The 22,332-nt window shown below is 68.3% G+C and carries 23 protein-coding genes, 1 tRNA gene and 1 pseudogene; 7 read left to right on the forward strand and 18 right to left on the reverse strand.

The window, feature by feature from the left end; translation table 11 throughout:
- Positions 1 to 7: 7 nt before the first annotated feature.
- The 3 genes from A6P39_RS42105 to A6P39_RS42115 are packed head-to-tail and all read left to right on the forward strand — an operon-like array spanning position 8 to position 4,368.
- Positions 8 to 451: a TadE/TadG family type IV pilus assembly protein gene (locus A6P39_RS42105; RefSeq protein ID WP_275884223.1), complete on the forward strand. Its 444-nt coding sequence runs from the start codon at positions 8 to 10 to the stop codon at positions 449 to 451.
- On the forward strand, positions 451 to 903 hold the full coding sequence (locus tag A6P39_RS42110) for a TadE/TadG family type IV pilus assembly protein (protein ID WP_275884224.1): 453 nt from the start codon (positions 451 to 453) through the stop codon (positions 901 to 903). Before A6P39_RS42105 ends, A6P39_RS42110 begins: the two co-directional genes overlap by 1 nt.
- Positions 904 to 4,368 (forward strand): LysM peptidoglycan-binding domain-containing protein, encoded by a 3,465-nt coding sequence (locus A6P39_RS42115; RefSeq protein ID WP_275884225.1) that lies wholly within the window; start codon positions 904 to 906, stop codon positions 4,366 to 4,368.
- A gap of 30 nt (positions 4,369 to 4,398) precedes the next feature.
- Here the strand turns inward: A6P39_RS42115 and A6P39_RS42120 are convergent, their stop codons facing one another.
- Together A6P39_RS42120 and A6P39_RS42125 are read right to left on the reverse strand one after the other, a co-directional pair.
- On the reverse strand, positions 4,399 to 4,839 hold the full coding sequence (locus tag A6P39_RS42120; RefSeq protein ID WP_275884226.1) for a hypothetical protein: 441 nt from the start codon (positions 4,837 to 4,839) through the stop codon (positions 4,399 to 4,401).
- Between the two features lie 170 nt (positions 4,840 to 5,009).
- Positions 5,010 to 6,902, reverse strand: a complete 1,893-nt coding sequence (locus tag A6P39_RS42125) for a DUF2637 domain-containing protein (RefSeq protein ID WP_275884227.1) — start codon at positions 6,900 to 6,902, stop codon at positions 5,010 to 5,012.
- Positions 6,903 to 7,073: 171 nt separating this feature from the next.
- Here A6P39_RS42125 and A6P39_RS42130 point away from each other — a divergent pair, with 171 nt between their 5' ends.
- Complete coding sequence (locus A6P39_RS42130) at positions 7,074 to 7,343, forward strand: hypothetical protein (RefSeq protein WP_331454225.1); 270 nt, start codon at positions 7,074 to 7,076, stop codon at positions 7,341 to 7,343.
- A 69-nt stretch (positions 7,344 to 7,412) separates the two neighbouring features.
- On the opposite strand, the gene A6P39_RS42135 is transcribed toward A6P39_RS42130, so the two are convergent.
- A complete protein-coding gene (locus A6P39_RS42135; RefSeq protein ID WP_275884228.1) occupies positions 7,413 to 7,655 on the reverse strand; it encodes a hypothetical protein in 243 nt (80 codons plus the stop codon).
- 742 nt (positions 7,656 to 8,397) lie between these two features.
- Here A6P39_RS42135 and A6P39_RS42140 point away from each other — a divergent pair.
- Entirely contained in the window at positions 8,398 to 9,105 is a 708-nt protein-coding gene (locus A6P39_RS42140) for a prepilin peptidase (RefSeq protein WP_275884395.1), read from the forward strand.
- A gap of 173 nt (positions 9,106 to 9,278) precedes the next feature.
- Here A6P39_RS42140 and A6P39_RS42145 read toward each other — a convergent pair whose 3' ends face one another.
- From A6P39_RS42145 to A6P39_RS42185, 9 genes are all read right to left on the reverse strand, one after another.
- A complete protein-coding gene (locus A6P39_RS42145; RefSeq protein ID WP_275884229.1) occupies positions 9,279 to 9,440 on the reverse strand; it encodes a hypothetical protein in 162 nt (53 codons plus the stop codon).
- Positions 9,424 to 9,696, reverse strand: a complete 273-nt coding sequence (locus tag A6P39_RS42150; RefSeq protein WP_275884230.1) for a hypothetical protein — start codon at positions 9,694 to 9,696, stop codon at positions 9,424 to 9,426. Before A6P39_RS42150 ends, A6P39_RS42145 begins: the two co-directional genes overlap by 17 nt.
- 86 nt (positions 9,697 to 9,782) lie before the next feature.
- A complete protein-coding gene (locus tag A6P39_RS42155) occupies positions 9,783 to 10,367 on the reverse strand; it encodes a hypothetical protein (protein WP_275884231.1) in 585 nt (194 codons plus the stop codon).
- Positions 10,304 to 10,741 (reverse strand): hypothetical protein, encoded by a 438-nt coding sequence (locus A6P39_RS42160; protein WP_331454234.1) that lies wholly within the window; start codon positions 10,739 to 10,741, stop codon positions 10,304 to 10,306. The genes A6P39_RS42155 and A6P39_RS42160 overlap by 64 nt, the downstream gene beginning before the upstream one ends.
- Before the next feature lie 100 nt (positions 10,742 to 10,841).
- Positions 10,842 to 11,891: a DUF6624 domain-containing protein gene (locus A6P39_RS42165; protein ID WP_275884233.1), complete on the reverse strand. Its 1,050-nt coding sequence runs from the start codon at positions 11,889 to 11,891 to the stop codon at positions 10,842 to 10,844.
- 302 nt (positions 11,892 to 12,193) lie between these two features.
- On the reverse strand, positions 12,194 to 12,799 hold the full coding sequence (locus A6P39_RS42170) for a class I SAM-dependent methyltransferase (protein WP_275884234.1): 606 nt from the start codon (positions 12,797 to 12,799) through the stop codon (positions 12,194 to 12,196).
- A complete protein-coding gene (locus A6P39_RS42175) occupies positions 12,796 to 12,987 on the reverse strand; it encodes a hypothetical protein (RefSeq protein WP_275884235.1) in 192 nt (63 codons plus the stop codon). Before A6P39_RS42175 ends, A6P39_RS42170 begins: the two co-directional genes overlap by 4 nt.
- Before the next feature lie 10 nt (positions 12,988 to 12,997).
- On the reverse strand, positions 12,998 to 13,126 hold the full coding sequence (locus tag A6P39_RS42180) for a hypothetical protein (RefSeq protein WP_275884236.1): 129 nt from the start codon (positions 13,124 to 13,126) through the stop codon (positions 12,998 to 13,000).
- Complete coding sequence (locus A6P39_RS42185; protein WP_275884237.1) at positions 13,123 to 13,599, reverse strand: hypothetical protein; 477 nt, start codon at positions 13,597 to 13,599, stop codon at positions 13,123 to 13,125. The genes A6P39_RS42180 and A6P39_RS42185 overlap by 4 nt, the downstream gene beginning before the upstream one ends.
- A 554-nt stretch (positions 13,600 to 14,153) precedes the next feature.
- Here A6P39_RS42185 and A6P39_RS42190 point away from each other — a divergent pair.
- A complete protein-coding gene (locus A6P39_RS42190; RefSeq protein WP_275884238.1) occupies positions 14,154 to 14,987 on the forward strand; it encodes a helix-turn-helix domain-containing protein in 834 nt (277 codons plus the stop codon).
- A gap of 3 nt (positions 14,988 to 14,990) precedes the next feature.
- Complete coding sequence (locus tag A6P39_RS42195; RefSeq protein WP_275884239.1) at positions 14,991 to 15,194, forward strand: DUF397 domain-containing protein; 204 nt, start codon at positions 14,991 to 14,993, stop codon at positions 15,192 to 15,194.
- A 197-nt stretch (positions 15,195 to 15,391) separates the two neighbouring features.
- On the opposite strand, the gene A6P39_RS42200 is transcribed toward A6P39_RS42195, so the two are convergent.
- From A6P39_RS42200 to A6P39_RS42225, 6 genes and pseudogenes are all read right to left on the reverse strand, one after another.
- Positions 15,392 to 15,468, reverse strand: a tRNA-Met gene (locus tag A6P39_RS42200).
- A gap of 55 nt (positions 15,469 to 15,523) precedes the next feature.
- On the reverse strand, positions 15,524 to 15,727 hold the full coding sequence (locus A6P39_RS42205) for a cold-shock protein (RefSeq protein WP_275884240.1): 204 nt from the start codon (positions 15,725 to 15,727) through the stop codon (positions 15,524 to 15,526).
- A gap of 412 nt (positions 15,728 to 16,139) precedes the next feature.
- The gene (locus tag A6P39_RS42210) at positions 16,140 to 17,654 is read right to left on the reverse strand and encodes a hypothetical protein (RefSeq protein WP_275884241.1); all 1,515 of its coding nucleotides are present in this window, start codon (positions 17,652 to 17,654) and stop codon (positions 16,140 to 16,142) included.
- A gap of 251 nt (positions 17,655 to 17,905) precedes the next feature.
- Positions 17,906 to 18,111, reverse strand: a pseudogene (locus tag A6P39_RS42215) (helix-turn-helix domain-containing protein); the annotation flags it as partial.
- 20 nt (positions 18,112 to 18,131) lie between these two features.
- Entirely contained in the window at positions 18,132 to 18,950 is an 819-nt protein-coding gene (locus tag A6P39_RS42220; protein ID WP_275884243.1) for a hypothetical protein, read from the reverse strand.
- A 2,023-nt stretch (positions 18,951 to 20,973) separates the two neighbouring features.
- Positions 20,974 to 21,747 (reverse strand): hypothetical protein, encoded by a 774-nt coding sequence (locus tag A6P39_RS42225; RefSeq protein ID WP_275884244.1) that lies wholly within the window; start codon positions 21,745 to 21,747, stop codon positions 20,974 to 20,976.
- Positions 21,748 to 22,332: the final 585 nt, after the last annotated feature.

Consider the following 22,332-nt stretch of genomic DNA (forward strand, 5'->3'; position numbering starts at 1 on the left):
GGGATCCATGGCCCGTTGGGCACGCCGACTACGCAGTGATGAGGGCAGCGCCGCGATCGAGGCGGCGATCGTCCTCCCTGCCCTGATCATGTTTCTGTGTCTGGCGATCGCCGGCGGCCGGATCGTCACCTCCGGCGCGAAGATCGACTCCGCGGCGGAGGACGCAGCCAGGGAGGCGTCCATCCACCGCACAGCGGCGGCCGCACAGAGCGCCGCGCAGTCGGCGGCTGCCGAGTCCCTCAACGATCAGGGCATCAAGTGCGCGTCGACATCCGTCAGCATCAACACTGGCGGTCTCAGCGTGCCGGTGGGGCAGGTCGGCACGGTCACCGTGACCGTGACCTGCACCGTCAATCTGTCCGACCTTCTGCTTCCGGGTGTGCCAGGAGCCAAGACGCTCACTTCCACGGCTACCTCGGTGGTGGACCAGTACCGGCAGCGGGGTGACTGATGATCTTCCAGCAGATCTGCCTGCGCCGAGCGCGGCTGGACGACCGAGGAGGCGTCACCGTATTCGTCGCCGTGTGCGTCATCGCGCTGATCGGGATCATCGGCGTCGCCGTCGACGGCGGTAGCAAGATGCGCGCCACCGAACGCGCGGACTACATCGCCGGCGAAGCCGCGCGGGCAGGCGGGCAGGCCATCGATCCCACCGACGCGATCAACGGCAGGGCGATCGTCGTGGATCCGCAAGCCGCATCCGCCGCAGCCCAGGCCTACTTGCGCTCCGCCGGTGCCACCGGCACGGTCAGCGTGTCCGGCGACGGAAAGACGCTCACCGTCACGGTCACTGGCTCGTACGACACGAAGTTCTTGTCGGTGGTGGGGATCGGCTCTCTGTCGGTGACCGGCCATGGCAAAGCCACCCTCCTGCATGGCGTCACGGCTCCAGAAGGAAACTAGATGCGCACCGCCCCCTCCTCCGCCGCAACCGCTGGCCGCACCCTGGCGCGGGTCCTCAAGGCCGGCTTGAGTCTGCTGGTCCTGGTGGTCGCGGTCGTCGGGCTGCCGCTGCTGCTGGTGTGGGCCACACCGGTCATCTGGGCTGCCACCCACGACGACGCCATGCACCTGCTGGACCGGCAGGACACCGGCAGCGTGTTCCTACTGCTGCTCGTCGCGGTGGGCTGGATCGGGTGGGCGCAGTTCACGTTCTGCGCCGTCCGCGAGCTGCTCGCGCAGCTGCGGGGCCGTACGTGGCATGCCCCGCGCGGGATGGGCGCCTCGCAGCGCGCCGCGGCTCTCCTGATCGGCAGCATCATCGTGTTGCTGCCGACGGGATCGGCTCTGGCCTCTGACGCCCAGGCCGCCCCCGCCACCACGGCGGCCCGCGTGCCCGGGCAGCCTCAGGCGCCGCAGGCCGCCAAGTCCGAGCAGAGTACGACGCCCGCAGCGAGCACAGCAGCAACTGGCACGACCTACACGGTCCGCCAGACGCGGCCCGCGGAGAGCCTGTGGGGCATCGCCGAGCGGGAGTTGGGGGACGGAGAGCGGTGGCGGGAGATCGCCCACCTGAACGAGGGCCACACCATGGCCGACGGCACCGTCTTCCGCGCGAACAGCTTTCTGCAGCCCGGCTGGCACCTGCAGATGCCCGAGACCACCGCGGCTGCGGGAGGCGTCCGTACACAGCTGGGTGACAGCGCACCCGCTGCCGAGGACAAGGGTGGGCACGTCGTCACGGTCCACTCAGGCGACTACCTGTCGAAGATCGCGGAAAAGGAACTCGGCGACGGCGACGACTGGCCGCAGTTGTTCGATGCCAGCCGGGGCAAGCCGCAGCCGCACGGCCTGCCCACGATCACCGACCCCGACGTCATCTACGCGGGGCAACAGATCACGGTGCCCGAGGCCCGGCCCGACCAACCGGGCCAAGGCCGCGATGAGGGCGGGGAGTCGGGCGAGCAGAAGACCACTCCTCCGGCCACCCAGGATCCCGGCAGCAAGCAGAAGCCGGGCGACGGCACGAGCAATGCACCAACGCCCGCGCACAGCCAGACCACAACCGCGGCACCCGAGTCGTCGGCGCCCAGCGCACCGCCTACTCGCCCTGCCGAGCAGCCCGGGCAGAATCAGGCCTCTCCGTCCGCACCAGCGTCCGCCAAGCCCGAACCCAGCGCCTCGCCCTCTGCAACCTCCCCGTCGGCGCAGGAAACGTCCGGGCCCGCTGCCCCGTCCCCCACCACTCCCGCGACCCCGGCGACGACCCCGGCCAGCAGCAGCCCGCTGAACCTGCGCATCGTGCTCGGCGCCGGCGCACTGCTCGCGGCCGCCGTCACCGGCGCCCTGGCCCTGCGCAGGACGCTGCAGCGCCGCCGCCGCAAGCCAGGCGAGAAGATCGCCATCGCCTCGGAGACCTCGGCCGCCGAGGCCCAATTGGCGGCGGCCGCCGAACCCAGCGGCGCTACCCGCCTGGACGTGGCACTGCGGACCCTGGCCCACCACGCGACCCAGCAGGACGAGGACGCGGTCCTGCCGCCGCTCCGGGCCGCCCGGATCGGCACCCGCGCGCTGAGCGTGCTGCCCGAGGACCTCGCCCAAGACCCCATGGCCCCCTTCGCCTCCGGGCAGGACGGCTGGTGGATCCTGCCCGCCGACGCCGCCCTCCTCGACGACGAGACCGCCCGCGATGTACCGGCGCCGTATCCAGGGCTGGTCACGATCGGCAGCACCGAGGCGGGCGACCTGCTGCTGCTCAACCTCACGCAGCTGCCCGCGCTGCTGCTGGACGGCAACCCGGTCCACATCACCGAGGTATGCACCTCCCTCGCCCTGGAACTCGGGATGAGCCCATGGGCGTCCGACGTCGAGGTCGTCACCGTGGGGTTCGGCGAGGATCTGCCTCAGCTGCTGCCCACAGCGCGGATCGCCCACATGCGCCAGGCCACGCACGCGCTGCGCGATCTGAGCGAACGCCTGCTGGAAGCGCACCAGATGCCCGAAACCCAGCACCAGCCGTATCTACTGCTGTGCGCGTCCTCCTTGGATGAGGACACCGCGTGGCAGTTCGCCGACGTCATCGACAAGGCGGGGGCAGTGCCCGTCACGCTGATCGCCCCGGCGAGTACCGCGGCCGTCCGCTTCCCCGAGGCTGAGATCCTCAACGCCTCTCTCAGCGAGCCGCAGCACCTCGACTACGCCGGCACCGACATCACCGTGCAGCGCCTGGAGCACGCCGCCTACCTGCAGATCACCACCGCGTTGAAAGTGTCCGGGCAGCCGCCCCACCCGGCCGAGGGGCCCTGGCAGGACGTCCCGGACGAGCTGGAGGGCATGCAGCAGCCCACGCAGGCAGCGCCGGAGGAGTCCATCACGCCCGCCGCCGCCTCGCTCCCGTCGCCGCCGGCAGAAACGGAGGTGAGCGGCGAGGTCTTCCCGGCCCTGCTCGCCGCCAGCACCGATCCGTCCGGACTCCGTCTAATCTCCCCCGCCCCATCGCCGGCTGAACCCGACAACGAAGCCGACCCGGGCACCGAAGCAGCCGTGCCTTTGGCCCCAGCGCCCCAGGCCGAGGCCGACTCCACCGACACAGCACAGGCCGCGGAGGCCGACGCCCCGGCGGCCGCCGTCGAGGAGCCCACGGCGCCCGAGGCGGACGATTGCGAGGCGCACGACCTGCACGCCCCAGAGATCCGGGTCCTGGGGCCGGTTGAAGTGACGGGCGTGGACAGCACCGGCCACGGCCCGAGGATGGCACAGCTCGCCGCCCTGCTGTACTTCCGGCCCGGGCGCAGCGCCGATGTCCTGTGTGCCGACATGGATCCCGTCAGCCCGTGGTCGACAAGCACCCTCAACGCGCGGATGCAGGGCCTGCGCAGCTCGCTGGGCGGCGACCCATCCGGCAACCTCTACGTGCCGCGTCGCAAGGCGGGTGAGGACCCGTACCGGCTCGCTCCCGGCGTGCGATGCGACTGGACCCGTTTCCTCCAGCTCGTCGAACGCGCGCTGCCGCTGGGCCCGTCCGGCCTGACCGACTTGGAGAAGGCACTGGCTCTGGTGCGGGGCAAGCCGTTCGGCGGCCGGCCGCTGCCCTGGGCCGAGCCCTACGCTCAGGAAATGATCACGCGGATCATCGACGTCGCGCACACCGTGGCCACCTACCGCATCCCCGCAGGCCCCCACCACGACCTCAGCGCCGCACGCCAGGCCGTCGCGACCGGCCTCGACGCCGACCCCACAGCAGAGGTCCTCTATCGGGCGTGGATGCGAATTGAAGCCGCTGGCGGGAACCGCTCCGGGCTGCACACCGCGATCACCCGCGTGCAACAGGTCAACCGGGATTTGGACTGCTCGTTGGAGATGGAGACTTCTCAGCTCATCAACGAGCTCCTCAACGGCTCGGGCAGGGCGGTACGCAAGGCCCTGTAGTCGCTGATGCGCAAGGCTGTGCAGTGCGCGCTACTGGCCGGGGACGACGTCCCGAGCCGCATAGGCGAGCAGTTCGCTCAGAGCTGCCTCATTGGACGCGGGCGGCCTGTTGCGCCACTCCCCCAGTGTTTCGCGGACGGTCTGCGCAACCGCATGCGCGAGCTGGGCCAGGTCGTCGTCCAAGGTGGCTACTCCCCCGTCGTGGGCGCGTCCGGTGACGATGACCGGCCCGTAGATCGGGTATAGGGCAATGCCTCGCCAGGCGCTCGCCAGAGCCCATGCGGTGATGTTCTGCTCGAGTCCCGTCCCGTGTCCGTCGCCATGGACGTGCAGGAGGGCCCGCCGGTGGTACAGCCCTTGATCAACCGGTCCGGTCGTTCCGATGTGATCCCTGATCGCGGAGTGCGTGCCGGGCTCGGGCAGGTCGAGTTCCGTGACGGTGGTGTCGGGGGCAATGCGCAGGGCGCGCATGGGATTCCTCCTATCTCGGTAACTTGTTCAGTGCGCAGACCGCTGTGCGCACTAGCTGCGCAATGGCAGCCAGTCTGCGCAATGCTGAGGTGACCTGCGGTTTCTCTTCGATGCGCAGCCGTGACGCTGACGGGATCACTGGTGCGCAGTAACGGCCGGGGCGCGGCTTGTCACTGCTGTGGCTTCGCGTGGTGGCGGGTCAGTGCCTGCCAGCGCCGCTCGAAGTCGTCGGCCTGCTCGGCAATGTAGTCGGTGGTGAGGGGCTTGTTGTGCTGCGCGGTGATCCCGTGGGCTGCGCACTCCTGCGCAATGGCATCGGGCGACGGGATTTCATTGCGCACCCGGTGTTCGGCCCAGACGTTGTAGACCCGGAATGGCAGAAGGTAGCGGCGCAAGGTGGACGGGCTGACCGGCTTTCCGCCGCGGCCGGTCATGCCCTTCTTGCTTGCAAGGTAGGCGGAGAGCTGCTCGGCTCTCGGTTCCTGGCTGTGCTCGGTCTGGTATTCCGTCCAGGCTAGGTAGTAGCGGTCGACGGTGGTGAGCGCGGCGGGCTCTCCGGTCGCGTCGTCCTCGCCCGGCAGGTCATCAATGGCGGCGCTCACCCTGGGACTGCGCTGTTCCTTGGCGGGGTGCGCTCCTGCGGTGGCCGGAGCCTCCTCAAGCTCGTCGTCGTTGAGGAGGGGATCGCCTGAACGAATCTGTGTGGCGGACTCGGCGGCTTCCTCACCGGCGGGCGGTTCCGTCTCGCCGAACTCACGCTGCCGGAAGGCCGCAACGTAACCCTCCAGGTCTTCGCCCGTGATGGGCTGGCCGTTGCCTCCGGTGATCTGGTCGCGTTCGTAGACGTACGTGGCAAGGGCGCCGGCATCGGGGTGAACCCCGTGCTCCTGCGCGTACGCGAGCCAGGCGTTGTAGAAGTAGTCACCCCACCCGTCGTCCGTGTCCTGCTGGGCTTGGGGTTCGGTGCCGTTCTCGACTGCGGGCGTGTGACGCTGCTTGAGGAGCCGCAGCAAGGGCTGGAGTTGCTCGTCAGACAGCGGACCGCCGGCCGCTGTGGCGATGCCGTACTGATCCTGGAGCCACAGAGCGAACTGCTCACTCGTGGGCTCGATACCGAAGGCGGCCATCCAGTCCTGATAGGCGCTGGCGAGGTGGTTGGCGTTCCCTTCGTCTCCAAGGTCATGCGACTGTTCCAGGTGTGCGGCTCGCGCCTTCTCCCCCCGCTGGGGTTGAGGACCGCCCACAGGCGCCAGCTCCTCCTCTTGGTCGACGGCGGCCTCAAGTTCGGGGCTCTGTCGCTGTGCCGGAACCGGGGCCCGCTCGACGCTGAACTGGATCGGCGGCTCATCGATGCCCGCTGCGGCCAGCCCGGCCGGGGCGGTCTCGGCGAGGGGGACGCCGTAGCGGGCCAGGCGGAGCGGCATCAGAGACTCGACCGGGGCCTTGCGCCGCCAGGCGCGACCGAAGCGGGAGCGGAGACTGGCCTGGTAAACGAGGCGTTCCTGTTCGAGCTTGATGACCTGGTCGTAGGAGCGGAGCTCCCACAGCTTCATGCGGCGCCAGAGGAGGAACGTTGGGATCGGCGAGAGGATCCAGCGGGTCAGGCGGACGCCCTCCATGTGCTTGTCGGCGGTGATGTCGGCGATGCGGCCGATCGCGTGCCGAGCCGCTTCGACTGCCACGACAAACAGGATCGGGATCACCGCGTGCATGCCGACGCCGAGCGGGTCGGGCCAGGCTGCGGCTCCGTTGAACGCGATGGTTGCGGCTGTCAGGAGCCAGGCCGTCTGCCGAAGCAAGGGGAACGGGATGCGGATCCAGGTCAGCAGGAGGTCCAGGGCCAGCAGGACACAGATGCCGGCGTCGATACCGATCGGGAAGACATAGGAGAAGTCTCCGAAGCCCTTCTTGACTGCCAACTCGCGGACGGCCGCGTACGAGCCGGTGAAGCCGATGCCAGCGATGATCAAGGCGCCGGTCACCACGACGCCGATGAGGAGCCGGTGGGCCCGGGTGAGTACCGGCCGCGCACCGTTCCCTGCCGCAGTCACTTCTGTTGCCACTCCTCTGATGCGTCACTTTCTGAGCAAGCCTCACACTTCCACGGTTCGCCGCGCCGTGGAGGTGCTTAGCGGGTGCTTCCGGCGACTCGTCAACGAATAGTGATCACATGGGAGTGCCTGGAGAGCCTTCCTCATCCCTCCGGTTCCTCAAGATCACCTAGCCAGTAAGGTGTGGTCTTCACCAAAGGAACGTTCATCGAAGCGAAGAGGGAGGAGAAGCCCCTCCCTGAAGCCCCGGAGCCTGAGCAGCCGGGCCAGGTGCTCGATCTGATGGCCGCGCTGAACGAGTCGGTCCAGCAGGCCAAGGCGTCCCGTGGCGAGCACGCCGACGTCCACGAACTTCCGGGGAGGAAGGCCGCCGCCAAGAAGATGACGAAGAAGCAGCCGGCCAAGAAGACCACGGCGAAGAAGACGACGGGGCGGAGGCCGCGCAGCGCTTGACGGCGGTACGGGCAAGCGCCGGTTCCATACGGCCCGATCGGCACTGGCCCATCACCGAAGACTTCGCCGTCAGTCCAGCAGGCGTAGCAGCGCGGCCGCCATGGCGATCATCGTCTCCGCCTCTACGCGGCTGTACGTGAACGTCTTGGTGACGGCGTCCTTGTGCAGCGCGCCGCTCGCCTGGTCCTCGAGGGCGGCCCGGATCCACGAACAGCGTTCCTCCGGGGTTCGCTCGCGGGACGGCTTGCTGCCGGGCCAGGACCAGCCGCTGTTGACCTTGATGTACTCCAGCGTGCGGCGCGCTTCGAGCATGGCGCCGTCGATGTCGTCGTCCCGCAGCCGCGCGCTGTGCCTCGCGCAGGTAGCGGACGGCCTCCTGGCGCTCTTCGTCGTCCGCGGGGAAGGGCACGGATATCTCGACGGCGAGGGACGGGCCGAGGCCCTCCATCTGCTGGCGCCAGCGGCTCTCGGCGAAGGAGATGTGCAGCGTCGCCGAGGCGCCCGGGTAGGAGGTCGCCTGGGGCAAGGTGGTTCGGATCTCGATCTCCAGGCGCAGGTCGCCGGACCGGTGTTCGTCCAGAGCCCGCACCTGCGTGCTGGTGAGCATGTAGCGCAGATCCGGGCGCTCGACGGAGTCGGGGCGGAACGCGACGGTGGCCGTGGCGGTGCCGAGCATGCCCCGCTGCCCGTTGTCGAACGGCGCCCACAAGGCGGTGTCCAGAATCAGCACGCGCCCGGCCTCGACAGCCGCCGGGGTTTTCACCTCCAGTTACAGGCGCAGGCTGTGCGCCCCGAGCTCCTTGAGGAGCATCAGGCTGTTGTCCCGGTCACCGATGGACATGGTCCCGACGGGCGCGTCGAAACGCAGTTCGTCCATCGTGCGGCGCCTTCCTGGTGGTTCGTGTGCTGCGCCGATTGTGGTGCCTGGACTCGGCACAGTGCCCGGCATTTACCTATTGGGCTCCACGCTCTGCCCCAGCGAGGCCGGCCAGACGCACGCGCAGACGAAGCGGAGCTTAGGCTCCGTCCGGTGGAGACGTTCTGGATCACCGCGATGGCCGTCCTGTGGGGTGTAGGCGCGGGCCTGCTCATACCGCGCGCCGCGTACCGGCTCTCCGTGCCGCCCGGTGAGCCGTGGCGGACAACGTGTCCTGCCGGACATCCCCTTGCCGGGATCGCCGGCGGTTGGCTGGGGCGGGCCCGGTGCACAGATGGCGACTCTTACGGCCCCAGCGCTCCCACCGTCGCCGCCGTCACGGGCGTGGTCTGCGCCCTGCTGGCGGCCGCCACCGGGGCCCGCCCCGAGCTGGTGGTCTGGCTGCTGCTCGCCCCGGCCGCCGTGCTGCTCGCCACCGTCGACTTCGCAGAGCACCGGCTGCCCGACGTGCTCACCCTGCCACTTGCCGCGGCGGCGCTCGTGCTGCTCGGTGGTGCCGCGCTGCTGCCCGGTGCCGCCGGTAGCTGGACGTCCGCGCTGCTCGGCTCGCTCGTCCTGGGCGCCGGCTACTTCGTGCTCTTCCTGATCAGCAGGGACTTCGGGTTCGGCGATGTGAAACTCGCCCTCGTCCTGGGCACTGTCCTGGGCTGGTACGGCTGGGCGATCGTCCTGGTCGGGACCTTCGTCGGCTACCTGCTCGGCGCGCTGTACGGCATCGGACTGATGCTTGCGGGCCGGGCCGGACGGACGACAAGGATCCCCTTCGGCCCGTTCCTGCTCGCCGGGATGTTGGTCGGCGTGCTCCTGGGCTCCTACACCCCTTGAATCCCGGGTCGAGAAGCTGAGGGAACACGCGAGAACGAGAGGCACCCGAACGAAAGGGTGCCGGGCAGCCGCATTGATCATTGGCCGGAGTCGTGACGTGGTTCGCGAAATCCGTTGTCGCCGAATCGAGTTGCCGGGTCATCCAATCCGGTCGACCGCGGGCAGCGGCAAAATCAGGCAGAGCCAGGTAGGACGATGATCGGGTGCTGACCGTGAACGTCTGCAGCCGCGATCGGGTCGACATCGACGACGAGCCGGATGGCCGCATGTACGTCCTGAGCGGAGATGAACAGTGTCATGGTGTCGAGTCGGATGCCGTTATGGGTGCTGATCACCCTGTCCTCCCGCGTTGTCGCTGACGGCGGTGGCGTCCAGGTGCTCCAGTGTATTGCGCACGCTGGTCAGCGGCGAGACCTGCCTGTCGAACGTCGCCATCGCCTGGCGTAGAGAGCCCGTGGGGAGCGCGCTCCTACGTACGAGTTCGCACACCCTGTGCAGTCGTCGCAGCGAGAGCAGAAAGAGCCTCTCCACCGGGCTCTTCGCGATGTACAGGGCGTCCTCGGTGGACACCGCCCCGTACACGACGGCCACGTTCAGGTCCTACGCGCCCCAGATCCTCAGCCGCCCGAGATCGGCTCGGATCATGCCGGTGTCCATGTGGTCAATGTGCGTGAGCGTCATGCGAGTTCCCCTCGGAAGACATAGGACACGAGCCCGGACACCCAGAACGAGTCGCCCGGAAAATCGGTCGGTTGAACGGTCAGCGGCGTGCCGGACCGGTTGTGCACGGTGACGCTGCCGCCGTTGGACACCAGCCCGCGCACACGGGCCACGGCGGTCGCGGCGACGGACCCGCTGCCGCACGACAGGGTCTCGGCCTCGACGCCCCGCTCGTAGGTGCGGATACGCAGCTCATCGCCGGGTAAGACCTGGACGAAGTTGACGTTCGCGCCGCCGACGCTGGTCAGCGCCTCGTGGTGCCGGACGAGCCGCCCGCATACCTCGGCGTCGACGTCGTCCACGTTGTCCACGAACGCCACCGCGTGCTCGGTGCCAGTGTGGGCGTAGTCGAACCAGAGCGGCCGACCCTGCCATGCGGTCCGGAACAACCGCATGTCGAGCCGGTTGAGGTCCGCGGTGACCGCCACGTCATCGACACGGACCACGGCCTTGTGCTTTACGCCGGCCATGACCAGCGTCATACGGGTCTCGCCCAGGTCGTGGGCGGCCGTCCAGGCGCGCAGCGCAGCGCGTTCCCGCACATCGTCGCCGTCGAACCGTCGGAGTTATAGCAGGGCACCTCCAGCACGAGCGGGTCGTGCTGTATCAGCGTGCTCACGACCAAGCCGTCAGCACCGATCCCTTTGCGTCGCTCGCACAGGCGGATGCTCGCGTCCGGCCAGCCTCGCGGCGGCGGGTGAGCCCCACTGCCGGTCACCAGGATGAAATCGTTGCCCGCTCCGTGAAGCTTGCGGAACACATCCATGGGCAGCCCCTCTTGTGTCTGGGCGCGCGCCGATGCGCGCTCGGTGGTGGATGTGCAACCCGGCCCGCAACATTCGCCGCCGGGCGGCGCCTTGTGAGCGCAGCTCAGGCGGGACGGGCTGGGAGGTTGGAGGACCGGCGCGGGGCCCATGGGGAACAGGGCCACAGCACCGATCGGCCCGCTTCCGGTGTCCTGCCAGGTCGTTTGGGCACGAGGAGCGGGGGTCTGGTCGAGTCCGCGCTATGGGGGCTCAGATGCTGTCGGTCACGTGGTAGCGGACGCATCCCGTGTGCCGCGCTTCCAGGGCCAGGCCCAGGACCTCGAAGTCGTCCTGGTTCAGGACCTCACGCCACGCGTCCAGGGGGCGCACCGCGTACTCGTAGTGCTCGTTGGGGTCCACCCGGATCGCGGCGATCTGCTTCTCGGTGAGCTGTCCTCCGTCGAACAGCCAGCCCGCGTGCGGCTTGGGCCACAGCGGATGCCTGCTCACGAAGTGCGCGACCAACAGATGAGCGGTCGCGTCGTCCCAGTGGCCGAGGCTGGTCTCCTCCTCGGCCTCGCGCAGGGCTGTCGTCAACGGGTCCTCGCCCTTCTCCATGTTGCCACCCGGCCACTGCCACCGGTTCGAGCTATCGGAGGCGCGCAGCAGCAGCGGATTGTTGTGCTCGTCTGTGACGAGGAGGCAGGCGTAGCCGGTCATCTGGGCGATCAGCTCGACGTATTCCGCGGGCGGGATGGGGAGATGGTCCCCTGTCATGGCAGTCCTCTCTGGGGGCAGTCCGGTTCCGTGCTCGGCGGCTTGGGTCGACCGCATGCGCCGGTCGTAGTCGGCGTGCGGTTCGAGCCCGACGTAGTCCCGCCGCTCGTCCAGCCGCTCCGGGTCCTCCACCGCGTACAGTGCGGCGCCGGCACCGACGCCGTGGTACTGCGTGCCATACAGCTGCCGCTTTCCCTCGGCGACGCGTACACGGTCGATGAGGTACGCGGAGTGCCGCGCGGGCGCCTGCCCGGCGGCCACCGCGAGCCTGAGCAGTTCAAGGGCCTTCTTCTGGAACGCCAGGTCCTGGTCGGCGTGCTGCGCGAGCAGCCTTGCCGCGTCGGCTCCGTCCTCGCCGACGAGGGTGATGCCGGGCCAGCCGTGCTCGCTGATGACCACCTTCAGCCAGGCCGTGTTGTCCCGGTCGATGGTCTGGATCGACAGCCCGTCCTCGTGCTCTTTGGACCGCTCGGCGCATTTCCGGGCCTCCTGGTCGGCGTCCCTGCGCTTCAGCAGTTCGGCTGCGATCTCGGGCAAAAGCATGGCTGGTCGCATCCCTTCGGTTGACGGTCACCGGCGCGGGTCTGGAGTAAGCAAGGGAGGGGACCACCAGTCCCGCGCCGGTGGTTTGAGGCCCGCCACCCGTCCGCCACACCGTCCATCGCGGCGGGCGGGAGGCGGGAGCGTGCCCCCGCCCCCTGGCTGTGACTTCCCGATCGGGTGCCAGGGAACGGAAGTTCGGGTGCCTGACCCGTCGAGGCCAGCTGAGCGGGCGGGCTCGACGGGCCAGGGGGAGCGGTCTCCTCGGCGAGGTCGGAAGGACCGAGGGGACCGGGCCTGAGGGGTCAGTGCATGGGGGCTCTGAGGACGATGCAGGTCACCGCGCCCTGGCCCTCGATGTCGTAGCGGTTGCAGTGCCGCCATCCGTCAGCCAGGCCGTTGATGGTGTCCAGGCCGAGGCTCCGGTACGGCATCTGTGCCGGGGCGCGCTCGGTGACGGGGGTGGTGATGTGCAGGATGCCTTCGGGCGTGAGCCAGCGCCGCACGTCGCCGATGAAACGTGCGCGGTCCAGGTAGGCGAGCGACATCCTGCACACCACGAGGTCGACGGAGCCCGGCGGCAGGCTGGGCGGGATCGCGTCGGCGTTGAAGTCGTGCAGGGCAAAGCTGAGGCTTTCGTGGTGGGTTTGTGCCTGCCGTGCGTTCGCGATGGCTCGGTGGGAGAAGTCGGCGGCGAGGACGTCCAGGCCCCAGGTGGCGAGCCGGGAAGCGAATGCTCCCGCACCGCAGCCGACGTCGAGGGCGATCATCCCGGGAGTGGGGTCGACGTAGGCGCGGAACATCTGCGCCTCGAACGCGCTCACCGGCGCATCGCCATGGCCCCGGCTGTGCCGGTCGTCCCAGTACTCGGGAGTCTGGTCCTCGCGCACCATGCGAATCGTCTCGATCATGCTGCGGGCTCCGGATCGTTCATGCCGCCCTGGACCATCACCAGGCCGGTCAGGCGGAAGCGGTCGAAGGCGCGGGTCTCGCCGTCGGTGACGCCGAACAGGTTCACGCCGTCCTCGGGCGGCGGGGCTTGGTCCTCTATCGCGCGCAGCGCGGCACCCGGCTCACGGCGGGGCATCGGGGCGTTCATCGGTGTCCTCTCAGTCGTGCCTGGCGTACGAGAGCAGGGAGATGACGAGCGCGCACACGAACGCGACGTAGACGATCTGGCCGGTGATCTGCCGCCAGCCGACACGGCGCTCGTCTAACCAGCGGTCGGGCCTCTTCATGTGGCCTCGCCGATCACGAGAAGCAGCAGCGCCGGCCGCTCGCCGAGCCACAGCAGCTCGTCCTCGTACTCCTGGTTGTGGATGCTGACTGCGTCCCGGTTGAGCGCGGCGATCCCGTCGGCGAGCCCGGCGCGCACCAGGCGGCGGGCCTCGTTCCAGCCAGTCCTGCTCAGGGGCGCGTGAGGGGCGCCGACATCGGTCACCTCGCGGAGCCTGGTGTGCCCTTGCTCCTCGATGAGCCGCCGCACGGCCGCCAGCTCCTTGTCAGCCTGGCCGTCGGCGCCGATTCGTGCGTACGCGATGATCCGTCGCTGCCGGGACACCTTCTCCAGCGCGAACGCGTTGTTCGCCAGGCGAGTCTTCTGGAGCCAGGGCCCGCGCGCCGGTGGCCGCGCGTCAGGGGGACGGAACCTGCTGCGGCGGTCGCGCTCGTTGTCGATGTCCATCGGCGTTCGTGCCGTGCTCGGTGACATGGGGGCTGTCTCCGTCCGGTCCGTGAGGGACGTGAGGCGCCGCCTTTCATAGAACCGGGGAGATCCAGGTCGGACGGCAGCTCACGCGTTGTTGGGAGCACGGTCCGCTGGTGAGTGACGGGCGGCAGACCGCGCTGGGGGAGGGTGCGCGGTCCGCCGCCGAGGTGGAGTACGACGGCGGACCGCGCGGGTGCCCGCCAGGCAGTGCCCAACGGCAGGTTCGAGCACCCCTGACACCGGTCACGATCTGCTGTCGGGCAGTCCGTTTCCGTGCACAACAAGGCTGCTGCATGGGACAGTTGCGTTGCAAGGCGAAGTGAAGACTTCACTCGAAGAGGCATATGCAGGCAACTACGCTCTGCCCTTTGCAGAGGAGACTGAAGGTGGCAGACTCAGGACTCGCGCCCGGTCCACCCGGACTCTCACCAGAAACCACCGGACTCTGCGCCGAGTTGGGGTAACTCTCGACTGAGCCGGGAGGACTCGGGGCACCATCAGATGGACTCGACGCAGGAGGGCACGTGGCGGCTCCGACAGGACCGACAGTCAGGCGCGTGCAGCTCGGACTGGAGCTGGAGCGCCTGCGCAAGAACGCCGGCATCACCAACCTCAAGGATGCAGTCAAAGGCCTCAATATTTCCGACTCCCAGCTCTATCGGGTGGAGAAGGGAACCTCCGCGTTCCGCCGCGCCTCCGACCTCGAAGCTTTGCTGGAGCGGTACGGCATTACCGACGAGGAGGACGTAGAGTTCTTGGTCGGCATCCACCGCGACGGGCTCAATCGGGGATGGTGGAGCACCTACTCGCGCACCATGCCGTCGGGCATGGCGATGTACATCGGTCTGGAAGACGGTGCCAAGGCCATAAAGGCGTGGCAGCCTGACGTCGTGTTCGGTCTCTTTCAGACCGAGGCATACGCAAGAGCTATCTTCGAGGGTGGAAAGCCGGTCGAGGAGCGTACGACCGAGTTCGTCGAGCGCGGCATCGCCCTGCGTATGGAACGGCAGGAGATCCTCACGCGGGAGAACCCGGTAGAGATCCGCGCCATCCTTGACGAGGCCGTCCTGCGCAGGGTCATGGGCAGCACGGACATCATGAAGGTGCAGATTGAGCGGCTGGCCGAACTCGCGTCGCTGGACAACGTGACCATCCAGATCCTGCCGCTCTCCAGCCCCACCTATCGGGCCCACTTCGACTTCACCCTGATGGAGTTCGCAGACCCGATCCCGACCGTGGTTCAGATGGATACGTTTGACGGCGCTTCCAACCTCAGCGACAAGGACACTGAGGTCTGGATGTTCACCCGCAGGTTCGACGCCCTACGGGACGGCGCGCTCCCTGTCGCGGAGACGCCAAAATTCCTGCACCGACTATCACGAGAGATTTGAGACATGGCCCAGAACGCCCTCGACCTAGCCCCCGAGGACGACTACTTCGTGTCGTCCTACAGCGGCAACGGCAACAACTGCGTCAAGGTCGCCAACCCGAAGACCGGGCGCGACCACGTCGCCGTGTGCGACTCCAAGCAAGTCAACGGACTGGCCCTCGCGGTCAAGCCGGAAGCCTGGAAGGCGTTCATTGCCTTCAATCGCTGAAACGCACTACTGAAGTGTCAGTGGCCCCGCACGCATGCACCGCGCGGGGCCACTGGGTTGTTCCTACCCGTAGGGCTTTTTCTCTCATCCGGCTGCGGCGCCAACGGATGACCGATGACGGGCCGGCAGTGCTAGGGAGACAGGATGTCGGGGGGGGAACACCGAAGGGGACCCGGTCGGTGCCGGGTCCCTTCTTCTGGTAGCGGGGACAGGATTTGAACCTGCGACCTCTGGGTTATGAGCCCAGCGAGCTACCGAGCTGCTCCACCCCGCGTCGGTGATGCCACTCTACAACAGAGTTTCGGCGGGGCAGGCGAGTCTTGCCGACGTCAGCCGCGGACGATGTTCTCGGCCTGGGGGCCCTTCTGTCCCTGGGTAATGTCGAAGGTGACCTTCTCGCCTTCGTTCAGTTCCCGGTACCCGTTGCCGCTGATCGCGGTGTAGTGGGCGAAGACGTCGGGGCCGCCGTCGTCCTGGGAGATGAAGCCGAAGCCCTTCTCGGAGTTGAACCACTTCACGGTGCCGCTGGCCATGCTGCGTCCTATTTCGCTGTCGCCGGGGTTGCCCGGCTGGGATGAGTGTGGGCCATGCCCCGCGCACCAGACTGTGGCTTCGGTGCCCGGCATGGCCGAGGATACGGACGAGGAGTTGTATTCCTTTGCCCAGGAGCAGCCTACCCGGCCTGACCAGACCGTCGAACGATAATTTCGGTCTGCTGTGCCGGCGAAGTGTTTCGGCCTTGATGGCGCGTGCCGTCAGGACGTGCACGGCCTGCTCCGGGTCTTGTCCGCCGTGGATGATGTCAACGGCTGTCTGCCTGATCGGCATTTCAATCTCGTGGCACTTGGTGAGGCCCTGGATGGCCGTGCACGAGGTGTGGCTTCGTTCACTTCCAGCAGCGGCATTTGTGTGTGAGTTCGGGAGGCGTCGGTTGTGTGGGAGCGTTTAGGAGGCCTCTGGCCGGGTATGGAGCCAGGCTCCGCTTGAACCGGTGGCCAAGTGCGAACTCGCTGTGTGCTCTGGGCCGGTGCCGTGGTGCGCGACGGGTACCGACCGGCCGGCGACCTCGGGGTCGGGCTGCCGCAGCCCGTGCCGGACGGTGAGTTCGAGCAGCCGCTCCCGGTCCTGTGTGCCGAGGACGCCGTGGACGTGAACCACGGCTCTGACACAGACCTCGGGCTCCAACTGCTCGAACAGGGTGTCCAGTTCCGGCCACAGGGATTCGTCGAGTGTCCGGTGCGTAGCCCCGAGGTCGAGCGCGACGGTGTCGGCGCTGGCGGGGCGGGCGGTGACGAGGAGCGGCGGTTGCGCGTCACGGGGTCCGACCCACAGACCCGCCGGGGTCACGGCCACCTTCCAGTGCCGTCCGAGCGACAGCGCGTCGGGCTCGGTGCCCCCAGCGAGGACCGGGGGGACACGCCATTGCGTCACGCGTATCGGCCGGTCGTCTCCGCCTGCGGCCGGTGCGTGAACGACGGTCTGGGCGAAGGGCCGCCAGGCGGGCCGGCCGACGGCGTCGAACAGGTATTGGTCCGCGATGGCGTCGCCGGCCGAGGCGTCGTCCGGCACGATCCCGCCGCTTACGAGGGGCGCTCCCACGGCCACGTGGACGTCACAGCCCAGGAGGTCCGCCACCTCCTGCCCGGTCCTCAGCATCGGCCGGCCGGCCAGGAACATCAACCGCAACGAGCCGCGGACGTGCTCCGGAAGCGTGCCCATCACCACGGCGAGGGCTGCGGTGGGAATGTCGGGCGACGCGAGAATCAGCTGGGGTCGGCCGTGTTCCGGCGGGATGGAGTGCAGCCGAATCCGGGTGGCGAGTGACGCCGGACCCACGGGCCGTACGGCCAGTCCGGCCGGTACGGGCTCGACGACGTGCCCGGCCACCGTCTGCCGACCCACTCGCCGCACGGCGGCCTCCCAGTCCGGGACCGGCAGATGGCTGCTCATGCACCGGGCGGGTGCGCCCGGCGAGAAGTGCCACCAACTGCTGGACATGCCCGGAAGGTCTGGTGAGAAGAGGGCACCGTCCGCCGTCACGAGCGCGGACCCGGCTGTGGCCAGGACGTCGAACCCCCACCGTTCGCAGATCAGCCGGGCTGCCGACGGGCGGCCTTCGGCCTCATCGGCCCCTTCGGACATCACCAGTACCAGCAGGCGCACTCGCGCGTCCCGGCTCGCCTCCAGCACGGGTGCCAGCCGTCGGCACAGCCCCTCCACACCGTCCTCGTCCAGCGGCGCGCCGATCAGGACGACGGCCTCGCCGGGCCGGGTGGGACTCAGCCGGTCAGCGAGCCGAGTAAGCCACATCGGCAGCCTGCTCCCCGTATGCACCAGATACATGTGCTCGCCGGCGTGGGAGACGGTCAGTGCCTCGATGGTGTTGTGGCGGGAGTTGCCTGAGCCCCGCGCGGAGCCCTGTTCGATCGCCGTGTTGACTCCCGAAGGGGTGGCGGTCATGCGGTCCTCACAGTCCGTGGTCGTTAGCGGAAGACACACCGGACGACGTGACGCGGATACCGATCGGGAAACCTGCTGCCGCTTATGTGGTCACACATGCCCGCCGGGCTCCGACCCTCGAGACACGTGTCTCACCGGCAGTGTACTCCCGAAGGCGACGGCGACACGTGTGCATGCCAGAACCACACGGCTGCGCGGGGGATGCGGTAGGTGATGGTCCACCATCACCCCTGGCCGCCAAGGAGCCCGGGCCGCAGGTGGATGATCTTTCCGATCACTTCGACGTGGGGCGCGTTCGGGGACGTCTTCGGGCTGCGGAGCGGGTGCGCAGGCCCTCGATTCCTTCGGCCTGGTAGCGGCGGTACCAGGTGGAGTACGCCTGCCGGCTGATCCCGAAGTACCGGCAGGACATCGCTGCGGTCCCGGTGACCTCTTCGACATGGCGTATGACGACCAGGTGCGGCCGCCGCCAGGACGTTACTCATCGTCCACCGGAGCAGGGCCGAGAGAACATACAACGCGCAGCTGTGCGAGGAGCACTCCCAGCCACCGCTCGGCGGTCCGGCGAATGGCACCCTCGCCCACTTCGGATACGGCGTTGTGAGCCCTTGCCGATCCTGGCTGCTGTCGGGTGCGGGATTTGGCCGTAGCCGCCGTCCGGACTGCCTGATCACCTTCCCCCTCCCCGTGCTGGCTCAGCGTCGCCAACGCCGCCCGCCTGCGTCGATCCCGCAAGCCCTCCATCAACCGGCGCCCGTTGAAGGCAAGTGCCGTCTCGTCCAGACCCTGATCCCGTAGTTGCTCGAGGCGTTCCTCCAGCGCGGCTCGTGTCGCACGAGCACACTCGTCTCGAAGCGAACGCGTGGCAGAGGCATCATTCGCGTCGAACTGCAACACGATGGCCATGTCGATGGCCTCTTCCATAGCCGCTTGCGTCCCGCGCCGCTCCGTGCAGACAAGGCACAACCCGCCCGCCTCGGGCAGCCCGCAGTCAGCACACGGCGCCGCCGCCCGCGCACGCTCCGTCTCAGCCAGCACCTGGCGCCTCAGCTTGTACGACGCCTGCCGCATTGGCTGCTGGGCCGCTGCAAGCTTCCGCGCTGCTTCCCTACGGTCCATCTCCTCGCGCACAACCTGCTGCAGCCGGTGCTCGATTTCCCGTCGCACCCTGCTCTCAGCGATGACCAGCCGACCGGACACCCGCTCGTTATGGACCTCTTTCGCCACCGTACGCCGCAGGACCCGCCGGTCCTCCACCAGAACCTGGCAACTCACGCATGCCTGGCCGGTATCCATGCGGAGGCCCTCGTCGCACATCGTGGACCAACAGCCGGGCCTCTGCGCCAGCCCCCGCTTCCGAAGCCATCCCACTGGGTCGACCACCGAAGTCTGCCCCGAAGAAGTCAGTCGCCGCTCCAGCCTTTCGGACAAGACCTGTTGAGCAAGCTCCGGACCCACCAGTCCCCGCAGCCGATCGACCTCGTCCCGGACCAAATTCGCCAGCCACGTCCGCGTACTCGACCGATGAAGCTGCGCCCAGAGCGCGCCTACGGGCGCGAGCGCCTCGGCAAGCTCCTGCGGTACGGATGTCTGGCGACTGGACGCGGACCGGCACGACACCCTGCTTCCAGAACGCACTTGGTCGGGCTTGTCCCCGCGCAGCGGGTCGGCCTGAGCAGTGCCGTGAGTAGCCTCTGAGAACGGGTCGGCCGCCTCGCGCACACGCGCGCGTCCCGGGAGACCACCTCCGCCCCAGACGGCAGAGCCGGAAAACCCCAACTCACCGGCACATTCATGGTCAACCCCAACCACCCCAGCGTGAGTTGCGTGAAGAGACGCGGTAGCGGGGCGCCCAGGAATCACAGGCCTGGCATCTTCGGCAGCAGTGCCAGCAGGGGGCTGACCAGGAGGTTCACCATGGTCGCCCTGTCCGGGATCTCCGGGTGCAGTAGCAGGGCGCTCTCTCGGGGGGCCCTCGACAACTGCCTCGGACCAGCCCTTGCCCGCCAGAGGGGCCGACTCCCCCGCCGTGTTCGAGACGGCATGTGCGGGGTGCGTGGAGACCGTCACCGCCCGACCCGTCCCCCGCTGGTGCGCCGGGAAGTGAGGAACTGGCGCGACGGAACCATCACGAGCCGATGCTGCGGCGATGGCCGGCACCAGCAGCAGGCTCCTTCCTCGCAGGCCTGAGCGCGTACTACGCGAAGGCGTCTCCACGACACCCCACTGGCGCAGCCGCGTCAGGACTTTGCTCCCCCCTGACACCGAGCAGCCCAGCAGCCGCCCCAGCGTCGCAGCAGCGCGCCCGCGCCCGTCCTTGACGATCCCGCCGACCAGCGGCACGGAGCCGTCTTCACGTGCGCACAGAACCAGCAGCAGCAGCGCCAGTCGATCCGTCGCAGCGCCACGATTCCGGCGTTCCGCCAGCAGCCCCGCAGCGGTATCGCTGCGCGCCCACCCTGGCGCGAACAACGCCTCGATCAGGGCCAGGAGAACAGCGAACTCCCGTTTCGTCAGTGCTAGCGGTGCCGTGTGAGAGGCGTGTGCCTCCCACAGCGGTTCGACACGGCACACCAGCCCGTCGATGCGGCCGCTTGGCGCCGTGACGACCTCGGTCGTCAGCAACTTCGCCGCGACCAGGTTCGGCATCACGTCGTGGTCGATGCTTGACTCCGTTACCCCCAGCCAGCGGCCCAGCTCCCGGGCTGTGATGCGGACTTGCAGGGTGCGGTGATTCGTCTTTGCCGCAAGAACCAGCAACGCGAGGACCTGTGTGTGGGTGGAGCCGACCAGCCGTGGGTCGGACATGAGGGTCCGGACCGCGGTGTGAAGCCGTGTCCGCATCGCTTTCCCGAGGCGGAGTGGGTGGCTGCGCCTCGGGCTGCTGGAGTGCGCTGGCTCGTGGGGGTTGGCGGGGTCGGCGCTCCTGCTGCGATGAGGAGCCGCAGAAGGGGATTGATTAATAAAAGGTGAATATTGCGGCGTATTGGGCTGAGGGTTGATGCCGGTTTCAGGCATCACTGTGCCAGCCCTCGTCTGGGTGGCTATGATCTGCTCCAGTCGAGGAGTTACGAGGACGTCCCTCATCGACACCCGGCCCGCTAGGGTGTAGCAGGAGTGCCGGGTGTGCGACGGGATTCAGCTATGGGGTCTTCCTCACCTCCTCGACTACAGCAGTGGCCCGGGACCGCAGATCCCGGGCCTTTCTGCTAGTTGGGCCCTTGACGGGCGTCTGTGCGCGAACCATGCTCGGGCCGCGGATGTGCGGCGAGGCAGAGCATGGCCCGAGGCTGATGCGGGCTACGGGGTGCTTGGCGTGTCACGTTGCCTCCCGGGCCGGTCGGCGTCCGAGATTCTCGAGCTGGGGCCCGTATTCGTTCAGGAGGCTTGTGTAGTCGACTGGACGTCGCACGAGGCCTCCCGAAGGCAGGGCGTGCAGCTCGTACCAGTTGGACGGGGAGTCGGTGGTCCGGCGCTCGATGACGCGGACGTCTGAGCCAGGATGCGCTGCGGCTACGTGTTGCTTGACCTTTTGGAACGAGCTGTCGTCGAGGCTCCGCGACGATGTGGCGAACACGGTGACCTGCTGGGGGATGGTGCTGAATGCCAGTAGGTCGACGGCCTGGTCGTCGACGGTGACGGTGGTGTTCACGATCTTGCGCGGCCACTGGAAGATGGTTTCCAGGTTCGGTGGCAGCTCGGCGACCCATTCGCCGATGGGGACGGCGACGAAGTTGGACCGCTGGTGTTTGAGGACGAAGGCGACATGGTCGCCGGTGGTGTTGGTGACCTCCACTCCTTCGGGAGTGATCCAGAGGATGGAGTCCATCTTCGTGGCGGTATCGCGTGCGGCGGCCCTCGCCGCGTTGACGGCGAGCGACTGCCACGGCTCCATGGCCCGGGCCTCGCTCCTCGACCGCTTTTTGCCCGGCCAGACGAGTTGGTCCACGAAGGCGAAGACGCGCACGACAATGAGGTCTTCGCCGTCAAGGGCACTCGGGTTGACGAGGCCGAGCTGGGCGGCTTTGGTCACCCAGGAGCGGTTGAGGTTGGCCATGTTCGCGAGAACGGCCGGCTGCACGTAGGCAGACAAGGCATCTCCAGTTTCCGTCCTTAAACCTGTGGATCACCGTAGCGCACTGCGGGCCATGTTCGTGTCGCGACGCGACACGAACATGCCGTCAGTTTTTCCTGCCTACCTGGGCTTCAGCCCGAGCTGTCCGCATTGATCGACGTTTTTCGGTGTCGCGTCGCGACGTATGCGAGGTGCTCGAAAGCTGGCTACCGTACGAACAAAGAAGAGCACCAAGATGCCTACTGAGATACCTACAGACATCCCTTCAAGCATGCCTACGTAGCTATCGGAGTAGCTACTGACCTACCTACGAACCGACTCGGCGGAGGACGGTTCCGGCGGACGTGACCGCTGCTCATCCGGGCTGCATCGGTTCCAACAGCGCAGCGCTGACCACATGTACGTGGTCAGCGCTGCGCTGTGCTGAGCTGTGCTCGGATGGTTTTCGGCGGTGCGCTGAGCGCCCGGTGATACCCCGCGGGCCGCCGGGCTGAGGTTCGTCACTCCGACGGGCGGCGGCGTGGACCTGGGGCTCGGGCACTTCGCCATCCGCGGATGGCGTGATGAGCGACGGCCCACCGTTCGTGCGCCGGCACCGGGCCG

It is taken from the genome of Streptomyces sp. FXJ1.172 (assembly GCF_001636945.3).
In the GTDB taxonomy this organism is placed as follows: Bacteria; Actinomycetota; Actinomycetes; order Streptomycetales; family Streptomycetaceae; genus Streptomyces.

Excerpts from the sequence above, each read along its gene's own strand:
- A6P39_RS42105 (WP_275884223.1), top strand. The coding sequence starts at position 8 with ATGGCCCGTTGGGCACGCCGACTACGCAGTGATGAGGGCAGCGCCGCG.
- A6P39_RS42110 (WP_275884224.1), top strand. The coding sequence starts at position 451 with ATGATCTTCCAGCAGATCTGCCTGCGCCGAGCGCGGCTGGACGACCGA.
- A6P39_RS42115 (WP_275884225.1), top strand. The coding sequence starts at position 904 with ATGCGCACCGCCCCCTCCTCCGCCGCAACCGCTGGCCGCACCCTGGCG.
- A6P39_RS42120 (WP_275884226.1), bottom strand. The coding sequence starts at position 4,839 with ATGCGCGCCCTGCGCATTGCCCCCGACACCACCGTCACGGAACTCGAC.
- A6P39_RS42135 (WP_275884228.1), bottom strand. The coding sequence starts at position 7,655 with ATGCTCGAAGCGCGCCGCACGCTGGAGTACATCAAGGTCAACAGCGGC.
- A6P39_RS42140 (WP_275884395.1), top strand. The coding sequence starts at position 8,398 with ATGGCCGTCCTGTGGGGTGTAGGCGCGGGCCTGCTCATACCGCGCGCC.
- A6P39_RS42160 (WP_331454234.1), bottom strand. The coding sequence starts at position 10,741 with ATGGGCCCCGCGCCGGTCCTCCAACCTCCCAGCCCGTCCCGCCTGAGC.
- A6P39_RS42165 (WP_275884233.1), bottom strand. The coding sequence starts at position 11,891 with ATGCTTTTGCCCGAGATCGCAGCCGAACTGCTGAAGCGCAGGGACGCC.
- A6P39_RS42170 (WP_275884234.1), bottom strand. The coding sequence starts at position 12,799 with ATGATCGAGACGATTCGCATGGTGCGCGAGGACCAGACTCCCGAGTAC.
- A6P39_RS42175 (WP_275884235.1), bottom strand. The coding sequence starts at position 12,987 with ATGAACGCCCCGATGCCCCGCCGTGAGCCGGGTGCCGCGCTGCGCGCG.
- A6P39_RS42180 (WP_275884236.1), bottom strand. The coding sequence starts at position 13,126 with ATGAAGAGGCCCGACCGCTGGTTAGACGAGCGCCGTGTCGGCTGGCGG.
- A6P39_RS42185 (WP_275884237.1), bottom strand. The coding sequence starts at position 13,599 with ATGTCACCGAGCACGGCACGAACGCCGATGGACATCGACAACGAGCGC.
- A6P39_RS42195 (WP_275884239.1), top strand. The coding sequence starts at position 14,991 with ATGGCCCAGAACGCCCTCGACCTAGCCCCCGAGGACGACTACTTCGTG.
- A6P39_RS42205 (WP_275884240.1), bottom strand. The coding sequence starts at position 15,727 with ATGGCCAGCGGCACCGTGAAGTGGTTCAACTCCGAGAAGGGCTTCGGC.
- A6P39_RS42210 (WP_275884241.1), bottom strand. The coding sequence starts at position 17,654 with ATGACCGCCACCCCTTCGGGAGTCAACACGGCGATCGAACAGGGCTCC.
- A6P39_RS42220 (WP_275884243.1), bottom strand. The coding sequence starts at position 18,950 with ATGGATACCGGCCAGGCATGCGTGAGTTGCCAGGTTCTGGTGGAGGAC.